The organism is Micromonospora fiedleri, assembly GCF_016774385.1.
GTDB classification, from domain to species: domain Bacteria; phylum Actinomycetota; class Actinomycetes; order Mycobacteriales; family Micromonosporaceae; genus Micromonospora; species Micromonospora gifhornensis.
Genome location: NZ_JAETXL010000001.1, coordinates 643292 through 664140 on the forward strand (window position 1 = coordinate 643292; position 20849 = coordinate 664140).

General features: G+C 70.7%; 18 protein-coding genes. 6 read left to right on the forward strand and 12 right to left on the reverse strand.

Annotated features, from left to right (window positions below; genetic code table 11):
• Positions 1–47: 47 nt before the first annotated feature.
• The 8 genes from rph to JMF97_RS02995 form a co-directional block, all read right to left on the reverse strand.
• Positions 48–779, reverse strand: a complete 732-nt coding sequence (rph, locus tag JMF97_RS02960; protein ID WP_203220091.1) for a ribonuclease PH — start codon at positions 777–779, stop codon at positions 48–50.
• A 56-nt stretch (positions 780–835) separates the two neighbouring features.
• Complete coding sequence (locus tag JMF97_RS02965) at positions 836–1582, reverse strand: MBL fold metallo-hydrolase (RefSeq protein ID WP_203220092.1); 747 nt, start codon at positions 1580–1582, stop codon at positions 836–838.
• A gap of 267 nt (positions 1583–1849) precedes the next feature.
• On the reverse strand, positions 1850–2815 hold the full coding sequence (locus JMF97_RS02970; RefSeq protein WP_203220093.1) for a PLP-dependent cysteine synthase family protein: 966 nt from the start codon (positions 2813–2815) through the stop codon (positions 1850–1852).
• Positions 2816–2825: 10 nt separating this feature from the next.
• Entirely contained in the window at positions 2826–3164 is a 339-nt protein-coding gene (locus tag JMF97_RS02975; RefSeq protein WP_013731864.1) for a MoaD family protein, read from the reverse strand.
• Positions 3165–3227: 63 nt separating this feature from the next.
• Positions 3228–3716 carry a M67 family metallopeptidase gene (locus tag JMF97_RS02980; protein WP_203220094.1) on the reverse strand — a complete coding sequence of 163 codons (489 nt, stop codon included), beginning with the start codon at positions 3714–3716 and terminating at the stop codon, positions 3228–3230.
• Between the two features lie 54 nt (positions 3717–3770).
• Positions 3771–4265, reverse strand: a complete 495-nt coding sequence (locus JMF97_RS02985) for a DUF2017 domain-containing protein (RefSeq protein WP_193386308.1) — start codon at positions 4263–4265, stop codon at positions 3771–3773.
• A gap of 2 nt (positions 4266–4267) precedes the next feature.
• On the reverse strand, positions 4268–4558 hold the full coding sequence (clpS, locus tag JMF97_RS02990) for an ATP-dependent Clp protease adapter ClpS (protein ID WP_102659399.1): 291 nt from the start codon (positions 4556–4558) through the stop codon (positions 4268–4270).
• A gap of 115 nt (positions 4559–4673) precedes the next feature.
• Positions 4674–6152, reverse strand: coding sequence for a P-loop NTPase family protein (locus JMF97_RS02995; protein ID WP_203220095.1), 1479 nt, complete (start codon positions 6150–6152; stop codon positions 4674–4676).
• A 199-nt stretch (positions 6153–6351) separates the two neighbouring features.
• Here JMF97_RS02995 and JMF97_RS03000 point away from each other — a divergent pair, with 199 nt between their 5' ends.
• The 4 genes from JMF97_RS03000 (at position 6352) to JMF97_RS03015 (ending at position 12235) form a co-directional block, all read left to right on the forward strand.
• On the forward strand, positions 6352–9030 hold the full coding sequence (locus JMF97_RS03000; RefSeq protein ID WP_203220096.1) for a LuxR C-terminal-related transcriptional regulator: 2679 nt from the start codon (positions 6352–6354) through the stop codon (positions 9028–9030).
• Between the two features lie 16 nt (positions 9031–9046).
• Positions 9047–10333: a nicotinate phosphoribosyltransferase gene (locus JMF97_RS03005; RefSeq protein WP_203220097.1), complete on the forward strand. Its 1287-nt coding sequence runs from the start codon at positions 9047–9049 to the stop codon at positions 10331–10333.
• Between the two features lie 13 nt (positions 10334–10346).
• Positions 10347–10928, forward strand: coding sequence for an isochorismatase family protein (locus tag JMF97_RS03010; RefSeq protein WP_203220098.1), 582 nt, complete (start codon positions 10347–10349; stop codon positions 10926–10928).
• Between the two features lie 71 nt (positions 10929–10999).
• Entirely contained in the window at positions 11000–12235 is a 1236-nt protein-coding gene (locus tag JMF97_RS03015) for an MFS transporter (protein WP_203220311.1), read from the forward strand.
• 776 nt (positions 12236–13011) lie between these two features.
• Here JMF97_RS03015 and ctaD read toward each other — a convergent pair.
• Entirely contained in the window at positions 13012–14769 is a 1758-nt protein-coding gene (gene ctaD / locus JMF97_RS03020) for an aa3-type cytochrome oxidase subunit I (RefSeq protein WP_203220099.1), read from the reverse strand.
• A 114-nt stretch (positions 14770–14883) separates the two neighbouring features.
• Positions 14884–15990, reverse strand: coding sequence for an FAD-dependent monooxygenase (locus tag JMF97_RS03025; RefSeq protein ID WP_203220100.1), 1107 nt, complete (start codon positions 15988–15990; stop codon positions 14884–14886).
• Positions 15991–16354: 364 nt separating this feature from the next.
• On the opposite strand from JMF97_RS03025, the gene JMF97_RS03030 reads away from it, so the two are divergent.
• Positions 16355–17476 (forward strand): glycoside hydrolase family 12 protein, encoded by a 1122-nt coding sequence (locus JMF97_RS03030; RefSeq protein WP_203220101.1) that lies wholly within the window; start codon positions 16355–16357, stop codon positions 17474–17476.
• A gap of 45 nt (positions 17477–17521) precedes the next feature.
• On the opposite strand, the gene JMF97_RS03035 is transcribed toward JMF97_RS03030, so the two are convergent.
• Positions 17522–18214 carry a response regulator gene (locus JMF97_RS03035; protein WP_203220102.1) on the reverse strand — a complete coding sequence of 231 codons (693 nt, stop codon included), beginning with the start codon at positions 18212–18214 and terminating at the stop codon, positions 17522–17524.
• Positions 18211–19323 carry a sensor histidine kinase gene (locus tag JMF97_RS03040; RefSeq protein WP_203220312.1) on the reverse strand — a complete coding sequence of 371 codons (1113 nt, stop codon included), beginning with the start codon at positions 19321–19323 and terminating at the stop codon, positions 18211–18213. The genes JMF97_RS03035 and JMF97_RS03040 overlap by 4 nt, the downstream gene beginning before the upstream one ends.
• 147 nt (positions 19324–19470) lie before the next feature.
• Between JMF97_RS03040 and JMF97_RS03045 the strand changes: the two genes are divergently transcribed.
• Positions 19471–20838 (forward strand): condensation domain-containing protein, encoded by a 1368-nt coding sequence (locus JMF97_RS03045; RefSeq protein ID WP_203220103.1) that lies wholly within the window; start codon positions 19471–19473, stop codon positions 20836–20838.
• Positions 20839–20849 lie beyond the last annotated feature (11 nt).

Sequence of the window (20849 nt, forward strand, 5' to 3'; positions counted from 1 at the left end):
TACCTTTCGTTCGCGACTGCGGGGCTCGCAAGCTCACTCCTCGCGCTTCACAGGAGAGACAGAGCCTTTCGCTGGGCTTCGGCCAGGTCCAGACAGCCGACGACGGCCAGGTCGAGCAGGGCGTCCAACTGGTCGCGGGCGAACACGCCGGCCTCACCGGTGCCCTGCACCTCGACGAAGTCACCGGCACCGGTGCAGACGACGTTCATGTCCACCTCGGCGGCCACGTCCTCGTCGTAGCACAGATCCAGGCGCGGCTCGCCTGCGACGACGCCGACGCTGATCGCGGCGACCGACCGGTGCATCACCTTCTCCGGGGTGCCGGTCAGGGCCTTGCGGGCGGCGAGCCAGCTGACCGCGTCGTGCAGCGCCACGTACGCCCCGGTGATCGCGGCGGTCCGGGTGCCGCCGTCGGCCTGGAGCACGTCGCAGTCGAGCACGATCGAGTTCTCGCCGAGCGCCTTGAGGTCGATGGCCGCGCGCAGGCTGCGCCCGATCAACCGGGAGATCTCGTGGGTACGCCCACCGACCCGGCCCTTGACGCTCTCCCGGTCCGAGCGGGTGTTGGTGGCCCGGGGCAGCATCGCGTACTCGGCGGTGACCCAGCCGAGCCCGGAGCCACGACGCCAGCGGGGCACCCCCTCGGTGACGCTCGCCGTGCAGAGCACCCGGGTCGCGCCGAACTCCACCAGCACCGATCCCTCGGGATGGGTACTCCAGCCTCGGGTGAGGGTCACCGGACGGAGTTGGTCGGGCTGCCGCCCGTCAGGTCGCGCCATGCCTGCACCCTATGCGGTGCCGTGATCGAACCGTCCCCCGGTGCCCGTCCGGCGGCTCAGATGTCGTACGTGGAGCCGGGGCGGACCACTTCCAGCGGCCCGGTGTACGCGGCGGCGGCGGCGGCGACGGTGTGCGCCTCGCTGCCCCAGGCGGCCACCAGATGGGTCAGCAGCAGCCGACCGACGCCCGCCTTGGCCGCCGCCTCGCCCGCCTCCCGGCCGGTGAGGTGCAGATCCGGTGGGTTGTCGACGCCGTCGAGGTAGCTCGCCTCGCAGAGGAACGTGTCCGCGTTCTGGGCCAGCCGGATCAACGCCTCGCAGGGCGCGGTGTCCCCGGAGTAGCAGAGCACCCGGCCGTCGTGCTCCAGCCGCACCCCGTACGTCTCGATGGGGTGCAGCACCCGGTCGACGGTGACGGTGAACGGGCCGATCGGGAAGGTGCCGGGCTCCAGTGCATAGAACTGGTAGACGTCCTCGACGCTGGCGCCCTCCTGCCCGTACGCGGTGGCGAGCCGTTCCGGGGCGCCGACCGGGGCGTAGACCGGCAACGGCGGATACGGGCCGTCCGGGGCGTACCGGCGCACCACCACGTACGACGTGGCGTCGAGGATGTGGTCGCAGTGCAGGTGGGTCAGGAGGATGGCGTCGGGGGCGTGCAGCCCGGCGTAACGCTGCAGGGTGGACAGCGAGCCAGGGCCGAAATCGATCAGAAGCCGGAAGTCCTCGGCCTCGATCAGATAGGCCGAACAGGGGGACTCGGGTCCGGGGAAGCTGCCCGCACAGCCCAGGACGGTCAATCGCATCGAGTTGTCTCGCTGTCACGGTAGGTGGTGATCTTCCGGGCCACCGCTCCGGCGGTGATCACTACCGACGCGTACGCCACGCTGCGCAGCCTACGCCCGCCGATGCGAAGGCAAGAATGATCCGCTGGAAGTTGTCACCAACGTGACACCCACCCCGGCCGTCCGATCGAGTCGACGTTGGCTGAGTGGCCAGTCAGTCCAGGCCGACGGAGGAGGGCCACCGGCGGTACGCCGGTGGCCCTCGGAGTCGTCACTTTCCGCACAGGGTCAGGCCCAGAGCTGCCCCTCCAGGGCCTCCTCCGCGTCGGCGAGGGTGCCGCCGTACGCCCCGGTGCTGAGGTACTTCCAGCCGCCGTCACTGACCACGAACGCCACGTCGGCGCGACGGCCGTCACGGACCGCCTCGTGCGCCACGGCCAACGCCGCGTGCAGGATCGCCCCGGTGGAGAAGCCGACGAACAACCCCTCGACCTCGACCAGCTGCCGGGTCCGCAACACCGCGTCCCGGGTGCCCACGGAGAACCGCCGGTTGAGCACGGTGGCGTCGTAGAGCTCCGGGACGTACCCCTCGTCGATGTTGCGCAGGCCGTAGACCAGCTCGCCGTAGCGCGGCTCGGCCGCGACGATCTGGATGCCTTCGACCTTCTCCCGCAGGTAGCGGCCGGTCCCCATCAGGGTGCCGGTGGTGCCCAGCCCGGCCACGAAGTGCGTGATCGTCGGCAGGTCGTGCAGCAACTCCGGGCCGGTCGTCTCGTAGTGCGCCCGGGCGTTCGCCTCGTTGCCGTACTGGAAGAGCATCACCCAGTCCGGATGCTCGCTGGCGATCTGCTTGGCGGTGGCGACCGCCTGGTTCGAGCCACCGGCGGCGGGCGAGAAGATGATCTCCGCGCCGTACATCCGGAGCAACTGCACCCGCTCGGTGGAGACGTTCTCCGGCATCACGCAGACCAGCCGGTAACCGCGCAGCTTGGCCACCATGGCCAGGGAGATGCCGGTGTTGCCGCTGGTCGGCTCCAGGATCGTGTCGCCCGGGCGAAGCCTGCCGGCCTCCTCGGCGGCCCGGACCATGAACAACGCCGCCCGGTCCTTGATGCTGCCGGTCGGGTTGCGGTCCTCAAGCTTGGCCCACAGCCGCACCGGCGGCGCCCCCTCGGGCACCGTCGGCGACAGTCGGGGCAGACCCACCAGAGGTGTGCCGCCGCAGGCGTCCAGCAGGCTCTCGTACCGCGCCATCGAGCTCGCCTCAGCCGGCGGTGACGGGCGTACGGCCGTGCTGCGCGATCGCCGCAGCGGCGGCGAAGCCGAACGCGCCGCCGGCCACGGCCGGCAGGATGGTGACGCTGTCGCCGTCGGAGAGCTTGGCGTCCAGCGCGCCGAGGAAGCGTACGTCCTCGTCGTTGACGTAGACGTTGACGAAGCGGTGCAGCGCGCCCGCGTCGGTGACCAGCCGCGCCCGCAGCCCGGCGTGCCGGGAGTCAAGGTCGGCGAGCAGGTCGTTCAGGGTGTCGCCACTGCCCTCGACGACCTTCGCGCCGCCGGTGTAGCTGCGCAGGATGGTGGGGATGCGAACCTCGATGGCCATGATGTCTTACTCCTTGATCAGGTGTGCTCGGTGACGTGCCGGAAAGGGTGTGCGGGGCTGGGATCAGCTGCCCGAACACTCGTAGTCGACCGTCGCCGGGCTCTGCCCGAACATGTAGGACTGCACGGCGTGCGGATCCACCCCGGCGTCGAGAATCCGCACCGGCTCCTCGGTCACCACCCCGTCCACGATCCGGAAGGAGCGAATCTCCTCGGTGTCCGGTTCCCGGGTGGAAACGAGCAGGTAGTGTGCGCCCGGCTCGCCGGCGAAGGCGATGTCCGTACGTGACGGGTACGCCTCCGTAGCGGTGTGCGAGTGGTAGATGACGACGGGCTCCTCGTCCCGGTCGTCCATCTCCCGCCAGACCCGCAACTGCTCCATCGAGTCGAACTCGTAGAACGTCATCGAGCGGGCGGCGTTCTCCATCGGGATGTGCCGGGTGGGCTTGTCGCTGCCGACCGGGCCGGCGACCACGCCACAGGCCTCGTCAGGGTGGTCCCGACGGGCGTGGGCGACGATCGCGTCAACGATCGACCGGTCGATGGTCAGCACGTCGCCAAGCCTAGCGCCCGCCGCTGGCGATCCGCGAGGCGGCGCGGGTCACACTCACTCGATCAAGGCGTTGAGCAGGGATTCCTGGAGGTAGCCCAGGTATGCGTAGACCGAAAGTTGGAACACCCGGCTGGAAGAGGGATCTTCGGCCACCGCGTCGTCGAGCTCGGCGCCCAGGTCCGTCCCGTCCTTGATCTCCAGCCGTACGCCCATCGCCAGGCGGGCGTCGTTGAGCGCCCGCAGCCACGCCTCGGCCGCCTCGGCGTCCAGGAGCACCTCGCCGCCGCCCTCGCCGGGCAGCGCCGCCAGGATCGCCCCGGCCTGGTCGATTTTCGCGGTCTTCAGGTCACCTTCGGTGTACCTGCGGAACTCCGCGGTCCCCGCCGCGTCGTCCGGATACACCTCGGGGAACAGCCGGCACACCACCGGATCGGTGTGGTCGAACCCGTCGGTGAGCAGGCCGACCACCTCGGAGGCGACCTTGCGCAGCACGCGTACCTCGTCGACGGCCAAGCTGGCGACGTACCGGTCGCCCTGACGGCGGAACATGCTCACGACCGGTCCACCGTCGCCCAGAGCCCGTACGCGTGCAGCTGCGAGGCGTCGTGTTCCATACGTTCCCGGGCGCCGCTGGAGACCACGGCCTTGCCCTTGTGGTGCACGTCCAACATCAACTGCTCGGCCTTCTCCCGGCTGTACCCGAAGAGCTTCTGGAACACCCAGGTCACATAGCTCATCAGGTTGACCGGGTCGTCCCACACGATCGTCACCCACGGCCGGTCCGACGCCGGCACCTCGTCGGTGGCCGGAGTCTCGACCGGTGCAACCTGTGGAGCCGCCATGCCCCCCATCGTGCCACCGGATCGGCGGAACCGAGGAACCGGAACGCCGGACCGCCTTCCGGGAGCACCCGCAGGCACCCCGTCGGGGCCGCCGACGGGGTGCGCCGACGGGCGGTCAGGCGAGCAGGATGCCGTGTTCGGCAGCATCGGAGAGCACCGTGCCGAGCGAAATGCGGATCGCCTCGAAACGGCGGGCAACCTCTCGGGACAGTTCCAGTTCGATCTCGCGCAGGGCGCGCTGAGCCCAGGCCCGGGCCGCGTCCGGGTCGTTGTTCGCCGGGGTACGCCAGTGCTGCCAGCAGCCACCCGACAGCGCCACCGCCACCGGCGGAAGCACCTCGTTGCGGGCCGGCCCGGGATACGTCGACAGCGCGTCGATCGCTGCGGCGCCGCTCAGCCCCGCGACACCCGCGGTACTGGTGATCAGCAGCACCCGCTCGAGCTCCGGCCCGGGACTGTGCTCGGGCATGCTCCAGGCGACGGCCTGGTAGATCCGCTGCCGGACGCCGGCCGCCAACGGCCCGCCGAAGAGCCGGCCGGCGATGTCGTCGACGAGCACCCGTACGGCGTGGTCGCACTGCGCGGTGGCCAGCAGCGACAACGCCTCCACCTCACGGTCGACCAGTTGCGGCAGGCCGGCGCAGCCGCCGCCGAAGAGGACGTCCTGCACCACGCGCAGGTGCACCCTGGCCAGCTCCAGCGCCAGACACTGACGGATCCGTTGGGCGGCCGCACGCGATTGCCGGTCGAGTTGTTCGGACCAGGCCCCCGGGTCGGCCACCACGGGCACCCGACCGTGCGTACCGGGCAGCTCGGGCGGCTCGCCGCTGGCGCGGCACAGCCCTTCGTCGGCGGCCCAGGCGACCATGGCCCGCTTCAGGTCGGCCGCGTCGCCGTTGATGATCGGGAACCAGCGGGCGTCGGCCAGTCCCGGCACGGCGGCGAGCAGCGCGGCCCGGCACGCGTCGACGGCGGCCGGATCGATCGTGGGGCTGTCGGGGTGCCCGGCCGACTCACCGGTGCCCGGCGTGACCGCGAAGAAGACCCGCACCGGGGTTCCCGCGATCTCGGCGAGCAGGTTCAACTCGGCGGAGCTGAAGGACTGGTCCGCCGCGATCACGAAGAGCAGGGCACCGGCCCGGCCGACCGCGTCCAGCAGGATCTGTCCGCCGGCCGGGCCCATCGTCGCGGTGTCCGGCGTGTCGGCCAGAGCGAAGTGCTTCAGCAACGGCTCGGGAAGGTTCAACTCGACCCGGCGCGGCGGCCGGGCCAGGGCTGGCCCCACCGTGGGCAGGTCCACCCGGTACGAGTGCGGCTGCCGGTAGCCGGGCACGAAGGCGGCCCGGGAAGGCTGTAGGGCATGGCGTACCACCAGCCAGCTACCGGCCAGGGTGGTGAGCATGCCGGCGTCGAGTTCCAGCAGTGCGGCGAGCACCTCGGTGCGGCCGGCACCGGCCGGGCCGGCGGCGATCACCGCGAGCGGCTCGCGCGGGCTGGTGGCGCTGACCCCGAGCCGTTCCGGAAACGGACCGGCGCCCGATGGGCGGGCCGTGCCGTCGGTCGTACCCAGGTGATGGAGAGGGCCCGGCTTCATCAGGCGGCGGCCTCCGTGGCAAGGCGACCGGCAGCGCCGGCCGCGTGAACATCCGGTGGCGACATCCGGATGCCGGAAGAGTACGGCCGCCGGCGTCGCGTACGAGACAAATCGAGTACTCAGCGGTAACTGTGGCACTACTCAACTTCGCCCGCTCGGGCTACCGCCCGGCGCGCAGTAACGTCGATATGCTGCGCGGATGACTCCGTGGAGGTTCGTGGGCCGCACGATGGAACTCGACCGCCTACATGCGGCGGTGACCGGCCCTCAGGGACGGGGGATGTTCTTCACCGGCAGCGCCGGCATCGGCAAGAGTCGCCTGCTGCGGGAGGGCATGGCCGCCCTGCCCGCCGAGAACTACGCGGTCTGGTGGATCGCGGCCAGCGCCACCACCGCGGCGATGCCCTTCGGCGGCCTGGTGCAGGTCCTTCCTGTCGAGCAGCCGCAAGGGCTCTCGCCCGCCGGCATCCTGCGGTGGGCGGTCGACGTGTTGCAACAGCAGGCCGCCGGTCGACGGATCGTGCTCGCGGTCGACGACGCGCATCTGTTGGATCCGCCGTCGGCGGCCCTGGTGCACCTGGTGGCCCGTTCCGAGAACGCCTGCGTGGTGGGCACGCTGCGCGACGGTGAGCAGATCCCGCTGCCGATCAGGGCACTGTGGACGGACGGGTTGGTCGAGCACGCCGAGCTGAGTCCGCTGGCGCCGACCGAGACCGCCGGACTGCTCGCCGCCATCCTCGGTGGCCCGGTCGACGGCGGCTCGTCGGACCGGCTGGGCCGGCTCAGCTCCGGCAATCCGCTGCTGTTGCGCGAGCTGGTGCACGCCGCCCAGGGCAGCGAGGAGCTCACCAGGCGGTACGGCATCTGGACCTGGACCGGTCGGCTGGAACTCGCCCCCAGCCTGACGGATCTGATCGACATCCGGATCGGGCAGCTCAGCCCCGGGGTGTGCACGGTGGTCGAGTTGGTCGCCTTCGGCGAGCCGCTCGGGCTCCAACTGCTCTACAAGGCCGCCAGTCAGACCGATGTGGAGACCGCCGAGGAACGTGGGCTGATCACGATGGTCAAGTCCGACCGGCGGCTCGACGTCCGGCTGGCCCATCCGCTCTACGGCGAGGTGGTACGCCGGCAGTGCCCGGTCAGCCGGACCCGCCGGTTGCAGGCGGACCTGGCCGAACTGCTGGAGGGGGTCGGTAAACGGCGGCGGGAGGATCTGCTGCGGGTGGCGGTCTGGCGACTGGACTCCGGCACCGCACAGGATCCGTCGATGCTCGTCGCCGCCGCCGGGCAGGCGTTCGCCCGGTACGACGTACCGCTGGCGACCCGGCTGGCGCGGGCGGCGCTCGACGCCGACGGCGGCTTCAACGCGGCGGAGCTGCTGGCCACCATCCTGATGTTCGCCGACCGGCCGGCCGAGGCGCTCGGTGTGCTCGACGCCGTCGCCCCCGACGGCGACGACGAGGATCGGCTCAGCCGGTGGCTGACCGCCCGCGGCATGGTCAGCTACTGGGGGCTCAGTCAGGAGTCGACGGTCGAGGAGATCGCCGAGCGTGGCGCCAGCCTGACCGATCTCGCCGCGCAGGCCCGGATCCGCGCCTTCGAGGGGATCATGCGTCTGCACCGGCTGGACGCGCCGGCCGCACTGCGGCTCGCGCAGGGCGTCCTGGACCGGCCGGCGGCCAGCACCGCCGCGCGTGAGCTGGCCCGGTGCACCATCGCCCACCTTCAGGCCGTGCAGGGTCAGCTGTGCCGCAGCGCCACGGCGGTGGACCTGGTGCAGGCGAAGGCGGCCAGTTGGCGGGCGGACATGCCGTACCTGCAACTCGCCGTGGAGCTGGCTCGGGGCACCCGGCTGGCGCTCTCCGGCGACCTGGCCGGCATCGACCGGCTGGTCGCGGACGAGTTCGCCGACCTGGCCGACGCGGGTGACTTCCGGCTCGGCAGCGGCTACCTGGCGATCCTGCGGGCGTACGCGGCACGGCTGCGCGGGCGCAGCGACACCGCGCTGCAGGCCGCGCTCGGCGCCTGCGCGATCCTGGCGACCAGCCGGGTGTACGCCGGACTGGCCCAGGCCGAGCGGGCGCAGGCCGCCGCCCTGCGCGGCGACGCCCGGCAGGCGGCCGAGGCGATGGCCGAGGCCGACCGGATCCACGCGCCGAACATGGCGGTGCTGTACCCGTGGCTGGAGCAGGCCCGGGCGGCGGCGCTCGCCGTCGGTGGTGACCTGCCCGCAGCCGTGGCACACCTGCACGACCTGGTCGGTCGGTTGCGTGCCGACGGTTTCACCGGGCACGAGGTGCTGGCCCTGCACGACCTGGTACGCCTCGGCGAGGCCGGGGCGGCGACCGGCCCGACCTGTTCCGACGACAACCGGCGTACCGTCGCCCAGCGGTTGGCCGAGCTGTCGGAACGGGTCGACGGGGATCTGCCCCCGCTGCTGGCCCGGCATGCGCGGGCGGCCGTCGAGGGCTCACCCGAGCAGTTGCTCTCGGTCGCCGACAACTTCATGGATCTGGGCCTGGCCCTGCCGGCCGCGGAGGCCGCCGCAGCGGCCGTGCACCTGCTGCGGCAGCGCCGCTCGCCGGACATCGCCGTGGCCAGCGAGCGGCTCGCCGTCCTGCTCGGCTGCTGCGACCTGGTGCAGACCCCGGCCCTGCGGGCGGCCACGCCGGCGCTGACCGAGCGGGAGTGGCAGGTGGCCCGGCTGGCGGCGGACGGCGAAACCAGCCGCGCCATCGCCGAACAACTCTTCCTCTCCGCCCGGACGGTGGAGAACCACCTGCAACGGGTGTACACCAAGCTCGGGCTCAACGGCCGTGCGGAGTTGAAGGCGGCATTGCGGACGATCCCGGGGCACGACGGCACGACGAGCACCTGAACTCTAGGCTGAGGGCGTGCACACCCTTCGTCCCGCGCTGTTGACCGACCACTACGAGCTGACCATGGTCAGTGCCGCCCTGCGGGACGGCACAGCGCACCGCCACTGCGTCTTCGAGGTGTTCAGTCGCCGGTTGCCCGCCGGGCGTCGCTACGGCGTGGTCGCCGGCACCGCGCGGCTGATCGAGCTGATCCGCCAGTTCCGCTTCGACCCGGCCGAGATCGACTTCCTGCGGCGTACCGGCGTGGTGGACGAGCCGGCCGCCGCGTGGCTGGCCGACTACCGGTTCACCGGCGACATCGACGGGTACGCCGAGGGTGAGTTGTTCTTCCCCGGGTCGCCCATCCTCACCGTCTCCGGCACCTTCGCCGAGTGCGTGGTGTTGGAGACGGTGGTGCTGTCGGTGCTCAACCACGACTGCGCGGTGGCCGCCGCGGCGGCCCGGATGGTGACCGCGGCCCGAGGTCGCGCCCTGATCGAGATGGGGTCCCGCCGGGCGCATGAGGAGGCAGCGGTGGCAGCGGCCCGGGCGGCGTACCTGGCCGGGTTCCAGTTCACCTCCAACCTGGCCGCCGGGCAGCGGTACGGCATCCCCACCGCCGGCACCGCCGCGCACGCGTTCACCCTGCTGCACGACGACGAGCGGACCGCGTTCGCCTCGCAGGTCGCCACGCTGGGCAGCCAGACCACGCTGCTGGTCGACACGTACGACATCAGCCAGGGCATCCGCAACGCGATCGAGGTGGCCGGCCCGGAGTTGCGGGCGGTCCGGATCGACTCCGGTGACCTGGCGGTGATCGCCCAGCAGTCCCGGGAGTTGCTGGACTCGCTCGGCGCCACCGAAACCAAGATCATCGTCTCGGGTGACCTCGACGAGTACGCCATCGCCGCGCTGGCCGCCGAGCCGGTCGACATGTACGGCGCCGGCACCTCAGTGGTGACCGGCTCCGGCGCGCCCACCGCCGGCCTGGTCTACAAGCTGGTCGAGGTCGAGGGACGTCCGGTGGTGAAGCGCTCCGAGCAGAAGGCCACCATCGGCGGGCGCAAGGTCGCCGTGCGCCGGCACAAGCCGACCGGCACCGCCACCGAGGAGGTCATCGTCCCGCAGGGCGTGCCGGACCGGCACCCGAACGACCGGCTGCTGCAACGGTCGTACCTGACCGGCGGCGAGGCGCTGGCCCTGCCGACGCTTGACGAGTCGCGGGATCACCTGCGGCAGTGCCTGATCTCCATCCCGTGGGAGGGCCTCAAGCTTTCCGCGGGTGACCCGGCCATTCCGGTCACCGTGGTACCGACCGAGTAAGAGGAGCAAGTCCATGGCCAACGCCCTGATCATCGTTGACGTGCAGAAGGACTTCTGCGAGGGCGGCTCGCTCGCCGTCGCCGGCGGCGCGGGGGTGGCCGCCGGGATCTCCCGGTTGCTGGCCAGCGAGCCGCACCGCTGGGATCACGTGGTGGCGACGAAGGATTACCACGTCGATCCCGGCGCGCACTTCGGCGATCCGCCGGACTTCGTGAGCACCTGGCCACAGCACTGCGTGGTGGGCACCCCCGGTTCGGAGTTCCACCCCGAGTTGGCCACCGACCGGGTGGAGGCCATCTTTCACAAGGGCGAGTACGCCGCCGCCTACTCCGGTTTCGAGGGCCATGCCGGAGACGGCGAGGGTCTGGCCGACTGGTTGCGCCGGCACCAGGTCGACTCGGTCGACCTGGTCGGCATCGCCACCGACCACTGCGTACGCGCCACCGCCCTGGACGCCGCGCAGGAGGGCTTCGCCACCACCGTGCTGCTCGACCTGACCGCCGCCGTCGCTCCGGACACCCTCGACGTCGCGCTGCGGGCGTTCGAGGGGGCCGGGATCACCACGCACGGCACCGCTGTGATCAGGGCCGCATGACACGCTAATTCGTTGGCGGTCGCCGCCGCGCAGGTCGAGGATGACCGGCGGAGGTACGGACCGACGTGAACATGAAGCCTTACCGGGAGGCGCTCGCCCTGCCCGGTCTGCGGTCGTTGCTGCTGGTGGCGATCCTGGCCCGGGTGCCGTTGACCGCGACCGGGATCACGCTGACGTTCTACGTCGTACAGGATCTGGGGCGCGGCTACGGCGCGGCCGGGCTGGTCGGCGCGGCGATCACGGTCGGCGCGGCGATCGGTGCTCCGCTGCTCGGCCGCCTGGTGGACCGCCGTGGCTTGCGGCCCGTCCTGGTCCTCACCGTGGTGGCCGAGGCGATCTTCTGGTCCACCGCGCCGATGCTCTCGTACGCCCTGCTGCTGCCCGCCGCGTTCCTGGCCGGCCTGCTGGCACTGCCGATCTTCTCGGTGATCCGGCAGTCCATCGCCGCGCTGGTGCCGGTGGCGAAACGACGCCCGGCGTACGCGCTGGACTCCATGTCGGTCGAACTGTCCTTCATGATCGGCCCGGCGCTCGCCACGGTCGGCGTCACCACCATCTCGGCCCGTCTCACGCTCTACCTGGTCGGTGCCGGCATCGTCGTCTCCGGTGCCGCGCTGTGGCTGCTCAACCCACCGGTACGCAGCGCAAGCGAGGCGACCAGCGGGCCGCAGCCGAGGCTGGCCCGCCGGCAGTGGCTCACCTCCCGGATGATCGCCGTCTTCGCGGTGAGCGCCGCAGCCACCCTGGTCCTCGGCGGCACCGACGTGGCGGTCATCGCCGCACTGCGGGAGAACGACGACACCGCCTTCACCGGCCTGGTGCTCGCGGTCTGGGCAATCGCCTCACTGGTGGGCGGCTTCGCCTACGGCGCCGCCCGCCGCTCCTTCTCACCGGTCGCGCTGATCGGCCTGCTGGGCCTGCTCACCATCCCGGTCGGGCTGGGCGGTGCACACTGGTGGCTGCTCGCCCTGGCACTGATCCCCGCCGGCGTACTCTGCGCACCGACCCTCGCCTCCACCTCCGACGCGGTCAGCCGACTCGCTCCGGCAAGCGTCCGCGGCGAGGCGATGGGCCTGCACGGCTCCGCGGTCACCCTCGGCATGGCCGTGGGCGCCCCACTGTCCGGCGCGGTCATCGACGCCTCCAACCCGCTGTGGGGCTTCGCCGTCATCGGCGCGATCGGCACCCTGGTGACCCTCGCCGTACTCCCCGTCGAACTACGCCACCGCCGCGCCGACGCCGCCGCGCTCACCACCGCCACCACCGACAAGAACACCCCGCAGCCCCTCACCCACACCCCCGCCTGACCACCCACCCCCGCCCCCGCCCCTCCGCCTGACCACCCGCCCGCCCAGCCGCCGGCGTCAGGCCGCCGGTGTCAGGCAGAACCCTCAGCCGCCACCCGGCTCCCAAACGATTCGGCGAACCTGGGGGTACGAGCTGAGCTGGTACGGCGTCCGGGCAGTGACGTAAGCCCACGATCGCGGCGAGAGCAACGACCAGCGACCTGGCGCCCACACATCCTCACCTTCCGTGACCACCCCCTCCCACCCCCACAACCCTGCTCGCCTCCTTTGCTCTGCTTCAACCCACGCACAACTTCGCTCTCCGTGACGACCGGCATGCCAACCACCCTGGCCACCAATCACAGAAGCCCAGGTGAGGAGCTATTGCGTGGGTTGAAGCAGAGCAAAGGGCTTGCAGGTGATGGAGGGCGGCGCAAGAAGAAAATCACGCTCTGCAACCGGACGGAACCCCTCCGCAATTACTCGCGGTGATGTTCGAAGCAGGTCTCCGCACCCAGGTGACGCGATACAGCTGCGGGATCAAACGGCCTGGAGACCTCGGCCGCTGGCGGTGCGGGCCGCGTCGGAGGGGCTGATGCGCCGGGGGCGAGGCGTGCGGAGGGCGAGGTGCCGGGAGCGAGCGTCCGGAGGGGCGAGGTGCGGGAGCCAGGTGTCCCCGGAGGGCGAGCGTCCGGAGAGGGCGAGGCGTCCGGCGAGGTGTCGGGGTGAGGGCGGGCAAACAGGAACGGGCGCCGCGCCCTGGTGGGGGCGGCGCCCGTTCTGCGGGGTACGGAGGGTCAGCGGCGGTCGATGTCGCTGGCTACGTCCTCCTGGTAGCTGGCGCCACCGTCGGACTCGCTGGTCAGGGGCTTGGAGCCGCCTTCGGGAGGGCCGGCGATGGTCTGGCCGGCCGCCAGCTCGGGGAACTTCGCGTCGAAGGCGGGGCGCTCGGAGCGGATCCGCGGCATCCGGTCGAAGTTGCGCAGCGGGGGCGGGGAGCTGGTCGCCCACTCCAGCGAGTTGCCGTGGCCCCACGGGTCGTCGACCTCGACCACCGGGCCGGCCTTGTAGGCCTTCCAGCAGTTGTAGAGGAACGGCAGCGTGGAGATACCGGTGATGAACGCGCCGATCGTGGAGACCATGTTCAGCGTCGTCCAGCCGTCGATGGCCTGGTAGTCGGCGTAGCGGCGGGGCATGCCCTCGTTGCCCAGCCAGTGTTGCACCAGGAACGTGGTATGGAAGCCGATCATGGTCAGCCAGAAGTGAATCTTGGCGAGGCGCTCGTCGAGCATCCGGCCGAACATCTTCGGGAACCAGAAGTAGATGCCGGCGAAGACCGCGAACACGATCGTGCCGAAGAGCACGTAGTGGAAGTGCGCCACCACGAAGTACGAGTCGTGCAGGTGGAAGTCCAGCGGCGGGGCGGCCAGCAGAACGCCGGTCAGACCACCGAAGAGGAACGTCACCAGGAAGCCGATGGACCAGAGCATCGGCGACTCGAAGCTGATCTGGCCCCGCCACATGGTGCCGATCCAGTTGAAGAACTTCATACCGGTCGGCACGGCGATCAGGTAGCTCAGGAAGCTGAAGAACGGCAGCAGCACCTGGCCGGTGGCGAACATGTGGTGCGCCCACACGCTCATCGACAGACCGGCGATGGCGATGGTCGCGGCGACCAGGCCCTTGTAGCCGAAGATCGGCTTGCGGGAGAAGACCGGGATGATCTCGCTGATGATGCCGAAGAACGGCAGCGCGATGATGTAGACCTCGGGGTGCCCGAAGAACCAGAACAGGTGCTGCCAGAGCATCGGCCCACCGGTGTCCGGGCTGTAGACCTGGGCACCGAGCAGACGGTCGGCGGCGAGCGCGAACAGCGCGGCGGCCAGCAGCGGGAAGACCAGGATCACCAGGAGGCTGGTGACCAGCATGTTCCAGGTGAAGATCGGCATCCGGAACATGGTCATGCCGGGGGCGCGCAGGGTCAGGATCGTGGTGATCAGGTTGACCGCGCCGAGGATGGTGCCCAGACCGGAGATGGCCAGACCCATCACCCACATGTTCCCGCCGACGCCCGGGGCGTGCTCGGTGGTGCTCAGCGGGGTGTACGCGGTCCAGCCGAAGTCGGCCGCTCCGCCCGGGGTGAGGAAGCCGGCGGTGGCCATGGTCCCGCCGAACAGGTACAGCCAGTACGCGAAGCTGTTCAGCCGCGGGAACGACACGTCCGGCGCGCCGATCTGGATCGGCACGATGTAGTTACCGAACGCGAACACGATGGGCGTCGCGAAGAACAGCAACATGATCGTGCCGTGCATGGTGAACAGCTGGTTGTACTGCTCGGGCGACAGGAACTGCAGCCCGGGCCGGGCCAACTCGGCCCGCATGATCAGGGCCATCAGACCACCGATCATGAAGAACACGAACGCGGTGACCATGTACATGATCCCGATTTGCTTCGCGTCCGTGGTCCGCAGCATCCGCGCGATGGCCGACCCCTTGACCGGCTCCCGGACCGGCCAGGGCCGGGTCACGACCGGCTTGGGTGCGACGGTGGTCACGAGTGGCCTCCGGTTCTGGGTTGTCCCGCTCGGCACGCTGTCGGGGCGGCCGTCATCCGCAAGGAGGATAGTCCCCGGCAGGTGGCAGCGCCGCGTGGGGTCACCGGGCGTGGATCACAGGGGGCCGAGTAGCAACCGATAGTGCTCGCCGAAGATGCGGTCGCCGCGTCCGCGCAGCAGCGGATCGCGCAGCGCGGGCGGTACGTCGCGGGTCCGGTTGCGGTCGCGGGTCCGGTCCCGCACCCATCGGGTACGCGGCCGACGGCGACTCTCGTACGCGGTGAGCGCGGCCTCCACGCTGTTCGCGGCGTGCAGCGACTCGGCGAGCACCACCGCGTCCTCCAACGCCATCGCCGCCCCCTGGGACAGGGTCGGTGCGGTGGCGTGGGCAGCATCACCCACCAGCAGCACCCGGCCCCGGTACCAGCGCCCGAGTTCGACCTCGTCGGTGGTCGAGACGTGCACCTGGTCGAGTGCGTCGAGCACCTCCGGCACCGGCCCGCCGTAGTCACCGAACAGCTCCACCAGCCGAGCCCGGGGGTCCGCCGGCACCTCGGTGCCGGCCTCGTCGGCGTAGCAGTGCAGTCGGCCGGCGCCGATCGGCACCACGAGGAAGCCGCTGCGCTGCCCGAGCAGCGCCGTCCACTCGTCGACCGCCGGGCCGTCGCGCACGATGCTGCGGTACACCACCTGCCCGGCGGGTCGGGGCGGGCCACCGAGGGCCGCCAGAGCGCGGATCGAGGACCGTGGCCCGTCCGCGCCGATCACCAGGTCGTATTCCGACCAGGTGCCGTCGACGAAGGTGACGCCGACGCTGGTGGGCAGCAGGTCGATGCTGCACACCTCGGCGCCGTGCCGGACCGCGCCGCCGGCTCCGCTGAGCAACACCCGGTGCAGGTCGCAGCGGGACAGTGCCCGGCACTCGCCGACCCCGGCCCAGAGGGCGTCGAGATCAACCTCACAGAGCGGCAGCCCGGCCGCGTCGAGGAAGCGTTGCCGGTGGATGACCTGACCGAAGGGGCGGACCGGACCGTCGAGATCCAGCCGCTGCAGCGCCCGGGCGGCGTTGCCGGGAAGGTAGAGACCGCCGTCGTCGAGCTCGTTCGATGGCGCCTTGTCGGTGACATCCGGGCGGAAACCGGCCAGGCGCAAGGCCCGGGCCACGGAGAGACCGGCGATGCCTGCGCCGACGACAAGGATGCGCAGGGGGGAGCCACGCATGGGGGTGTACGCCTCCCGGAGGGGGTTCGGAACGCGTCGGAGGCAAGACACTACTCGGCGCAATCGCCGCACACCAGAGGCAATCGGATTCACCCCCGGCGCTCACCGATGTACCACGCCGCCCTTCAGACCCCTCCCGGTCCGACCAAGGGACAGTGCCGACACACCACTCGGGCGACGCCTGACACACCTCACTTTCCACCTCATTCTCCCTCGTCGGTTGCGCCAATTGGTCGAGAGATGTAAATGTGACGATGAACATGGGAGCGCTCCCGGTCCCCACCACCCGTCCGCGTTCCCCCACCACTTCCGTCCGCACCTCCCGTCCCGGCGTCCCTGCGACGCCGCAGCGCAAGGAGTACTCATGAGACGTACCCTGCGAGCCCTCGCGGCCGCCGGCCTGCTCGCCGCGAGTTCGGTCGTCGCCGTGGCCCTCGGCGGCACCGCCGCCGCCGACACGGTGATCTGCGAGCAGTACGGCAGCACCGTGATCCAGAACCGCTACGTGGTGCAGAACAACAAGTGGGGCACCACCGCCCAGCAGTGCATCAACGTCACCAGCAGCGGCTTCGAGATCACCACCCAGAACGGCAGCAACCCGACCAACGGCGCCCCGACGGCGTACCCGTCGGTCTTCCTCGGCTGCCACTACACGAACTGCTCCCCCGGCACCAACCTGCCGATCCAGGTCAGCCAGATCAGCAGCGCGACCAGCAGCATCAACTACCGGTACGTGAGCAACGCCATCTACAACGCCTCGTACGACATCTGGCTGGACCCGTCGCCCAAGCGGGACGGGGTGAACCAGATGGAGATCATGATCTGGCTCAACCGGCAGGGCTCGATCCAGCCCATCGGCTCCCCGGTCGGCAACGCCAACATCGACGGGCGCAACTGGGAGGTCTGGCGGGGCAACAACGGCGGCAACAACGTCATCTCCTACGTGGCCCCGTCGGCGATCAGCAGCGCGAACCTCAACCTGCTGGCCTTCATCAACGACACCCGTAACCGCGGTGCGATCACCAACTCGTGGTACCTGACCAGCATCCAGGCCGGCTTCGAGCCGTGGCAGGGTGGCGCCGGTCTGGCGGTGACCAACTTCTCGGCCGCGGTCAACGGCGGTGGCAACAACCCGCCGCCCACCACCACGCCCCCGCCGTCGGGTTCGGGCGCCTGCGCGGTGAAGTACACGGCCAACTCGTGGAACAACGGCTTCACCGCCGACGTGCAGATCACCAACACCGGGTCGAGCACCATCAACGGCTGGACGCTGGCGTACTCGCTGCCGTCCGGTCAGCAGGTGACCAACTCCTGGAACGCCACGGTGAGCCAGAGCGGCTCGTCGGTGACCGCCCGCAACGTCGGCCACAACGGCACGATCGCGCCCGGCGGTACGGCCAGCTTCGGCTACCAGGGCACCCTGAACGGGGCGTACGCCAACCCCACCAGCTTCACCCTCAACGGCACCGCCTGCTCGCGCTCCTGACCTGTCCGGCCGGGGGTACGGCGGACGCCGCACCCCCGGCACGGCTCAGACCGCGGCGTCTCCACCCGGTGCTGACGGCACACACAGTCCGCTCTCGTAGGCCACCACCACCGCCTGTGCCCGGCTGTTCAGGCCCAGCTTCGCCATCAGCCGCTTGACGTGGGTCTTCACCGTCGCCTCGCTGAGCACCAGATGATCGGCGATCTCGGTGTTGCTCCGCCCGGTACCGACCAGCCGCAGCACCTCGGTCTCCCGGGCGGTCAACTCACGCAGACGCTTCCCGCCGATGCCGGCCGCCCGGCGTCGACTGGCGTACGCCTCGATCAGCCGACGCGTGATCTGCGGCGCGACCAGGATGTCGCCCCCGGCGATGGTGTGCACGGCCGTGATGATCCGCTGCGGCGGCATGTCCTTGAGCAGGAACCCGGACGCCCCCGCCTGCAGCGCCGTGTAGACGTACTCGTCGAGGTCGAACGTGGTGAGCACGACGATCCGCGGTCGGTGTTCCCCGACGGCGTCGAGGATCCGTCGGGTGGCGGCGATCCCGTCGAGGACCGGCATGCGGATGTCCATCAGTACGATGTCCGGCCGGGTCTGGGCGGCCAGCGCCACGGCCTCGGCCCCGTCGGCCGCCTCCCCCACGACCTCCGTTCCCGGTGTCACCTGGAGCAGCGACACGAGTCCGGCCCGGATCAGCGCCTGGTCGTCGGCGACGAGCACCCGGATCGCCCCGCTCACCGGGGCGTTCCTACGGGAAGGCGCAGCAGTACGGTGAAGCCGCCGTCCTCGGCGTGTTCGGTGGTGAGCACACCCCCGTACCGCTCGGCGCGCTCGCGCATGCCCTGGATCCCGTAGGACGTCGGCGACAGTTGACGGGGCCGGTCGCCCCGCGCGCCGTTGTCGCTTATCCGGACGGTCAGCGCACGCGCTCCGTATTCGAGGTCGACCTTCGCGACGGCCGGACCGGCGTGCTTGAGGACGTTCGTCAGCGACTCCTGCACCACCCGGTAGGCGCAGAGGTCGGGACCGGGGGGCAGCGGAAACACGCTTCCCGCCACCGAGAGGTCGACCGGCAGGCCGGCGCTGCGGGTGCTGGTGACCAGTTCCTCCAGTTGCGCGAGGCCGGGCTGGGAACGGTTCTCGGGATCGGAGTCGGCTTCGTTCCGGAGCACGTCGAGCAGGCGGCGCAGTTCGGACAGGGCCTGACGGCTCGCCTCACCGGCCGTGGTGATCGCCGTGTGCGCGGTGTCCGGGTCCGTGTGAAGAACACATTCGGCGAGTCCCGCCTGGAGTGAGACGACGGACATGTGGTGCGAGACGATGTCGTGCATCTCCCGGGCGATACGCATCCGTTCGTCGGACGCGGCCCGAGCCGCCTGCGCGGCGAGCCGCTCGGCACGTCGCGACCACATCTTCGTGCTCTCACCGAGGGCCCACGCCCCGAGCACGATGAGTGTCACCTGTGCCACCTGTGACCAGTAGACCGGCTCGGTGAAGTAAACACAGTAGACGAACGCCGTCACCGCCACCGATGCCAGGAACACCAGGCCCGCGACCCGCCGCGAACGCAGGGTGGCGACCGTGAACATCCCGATCAGGATCCCGAGCCCGCCGTTGGGGAAGTCGTCGTAGCTGAACAGACTCAACCCGGTGAGCGCGGCCAGAATCACGACCATCGTGAGCACGGGGGCGCGCTGGCGCAGCGCGATCGGCGCGACGGTGAGAGCCGCCAGCGCGACCGCCATCCAGTGCGGTGCGCCGTCGCGCTGCCCGATCATCGTCGCGACCGTCAAGCCGGTGAGCGTCACCGCCAGCAGCACGTCCACCGGGACGGAACGAAGGAGCATCCGCACGGCCAGACGATAGCGGCCGGGCGACGGGCATCGATGGGTCACTACCCCCATGGGGGTAGTCGGACGTACCACCCCGACGGGACGACGGCGATCGATCACCGCCATAGCGTCGAAGCGTCCCGAGGAAAGCAGGGGTGACCGATGGGTGATACGACGACGATCGTTGTTCCGTTCCACGGCTGTGTCGGCGGCGAGGTGGACCTGACCTGGGGTCAGGCCAACATGTGGCGTGCGGTGGAGCGCTTCGGCGGCGCGGCCGAGCGGTTCAACCTGCCACGCTGGCGGCTGTTGTCCCGCCCGGTGCCGCTGGCCCGCGCCGTGAAGGCGATCCGAGTGCTCGTCGAGCGGCGGCAGGTGTTGCGTACCCGGTTCGTCGCCGGTGCGGACGGTCCTCGCCAGCACGTCGCCACCGACGGAACGCACCGGGTCACCGTCGTCCCGGTACGCCGTTCACAGGCCCACCGCATCGCGGTACGCACGACGGCCGAGCTGTCCACCGGCCGGATCGACCTGGCCCGGGAATGGCCGGTCCGGTTCTGCCTGCTTGTCGAACGGCACGCGGTGATCGGGGTCGTGTTCGTCGCCTCGCACGTCGCGTTGGACGGCTGGGCGACCGATCGGCTCCTCGCCGACCTGCTGCACTGCCTCAACGACCGGCACCGGATGCGACCGGAGCGGTACGGGCCGATCGAGCACGCTCGGCACGAGGCCGTCGGCATCAGGTCCAGCACCCGGGCGTACCTGGAGAAGTGTCTTCGGTCGGTGCGGCCGTCGGTGTTCGTTCCCCTCGTCGGCGAGGCCGACCTGCCGCGCTTTCACGCGCACACCCTGCGGTCGACCGCGATCGTCTCCGCCGCACGGACCATCGCCACGCGGTGCGCAACCTCGACCGCGGCGGTCTTCCTCGCGGCCGCCGCCGCGGCGCTCGCCGCCTCCTGCGCCGACCGGCAGGTGCCGATGAAGATCATCACCTCCAACCGGTTCACCCCGCGCTACCGGTCGCTCGCCGCCGCGATGGCGCAGGACGCGCTCGCGGTGGTGCCGCTGGGCGACACCGATTTCGACGAGACCGTACGGCTGGCGTACCGGTCGGCGACCATCGCGTGCTGCCACTCGCGCTATCCGCCGGCCGAGTTCGACCGTCTCCGTGCCCGTATCGAGGCGGCCTCGGGCACCACCTTCGACCTCAGCGCCTACTTCAACGACGCCCGGACCATGCACCCGGACGGGCGGGCGGTCGAACCACCGTTACGCCGGGACCGGTCGACCGATGCCGGCAGCACGCTCAGTCGGCTCGACGGGTTCGACGACAACGACATGCGGTTCTACGTCCGGATCACCTCGGCCGGCAGCGCGTACGACGTGCTGCTCGTGACGGACTCACACCTGTTCTCCGCGACCGGAAGTGAACGGCTGCTGCTCGGCATCGAGAACCTGCTGCTCGCCGCCGCGACCGGGTCCGTCCCGGTCGCCCGGATACCCGCCCTGACCGGTGCCACACCGCTGTAGACCATCGCGGG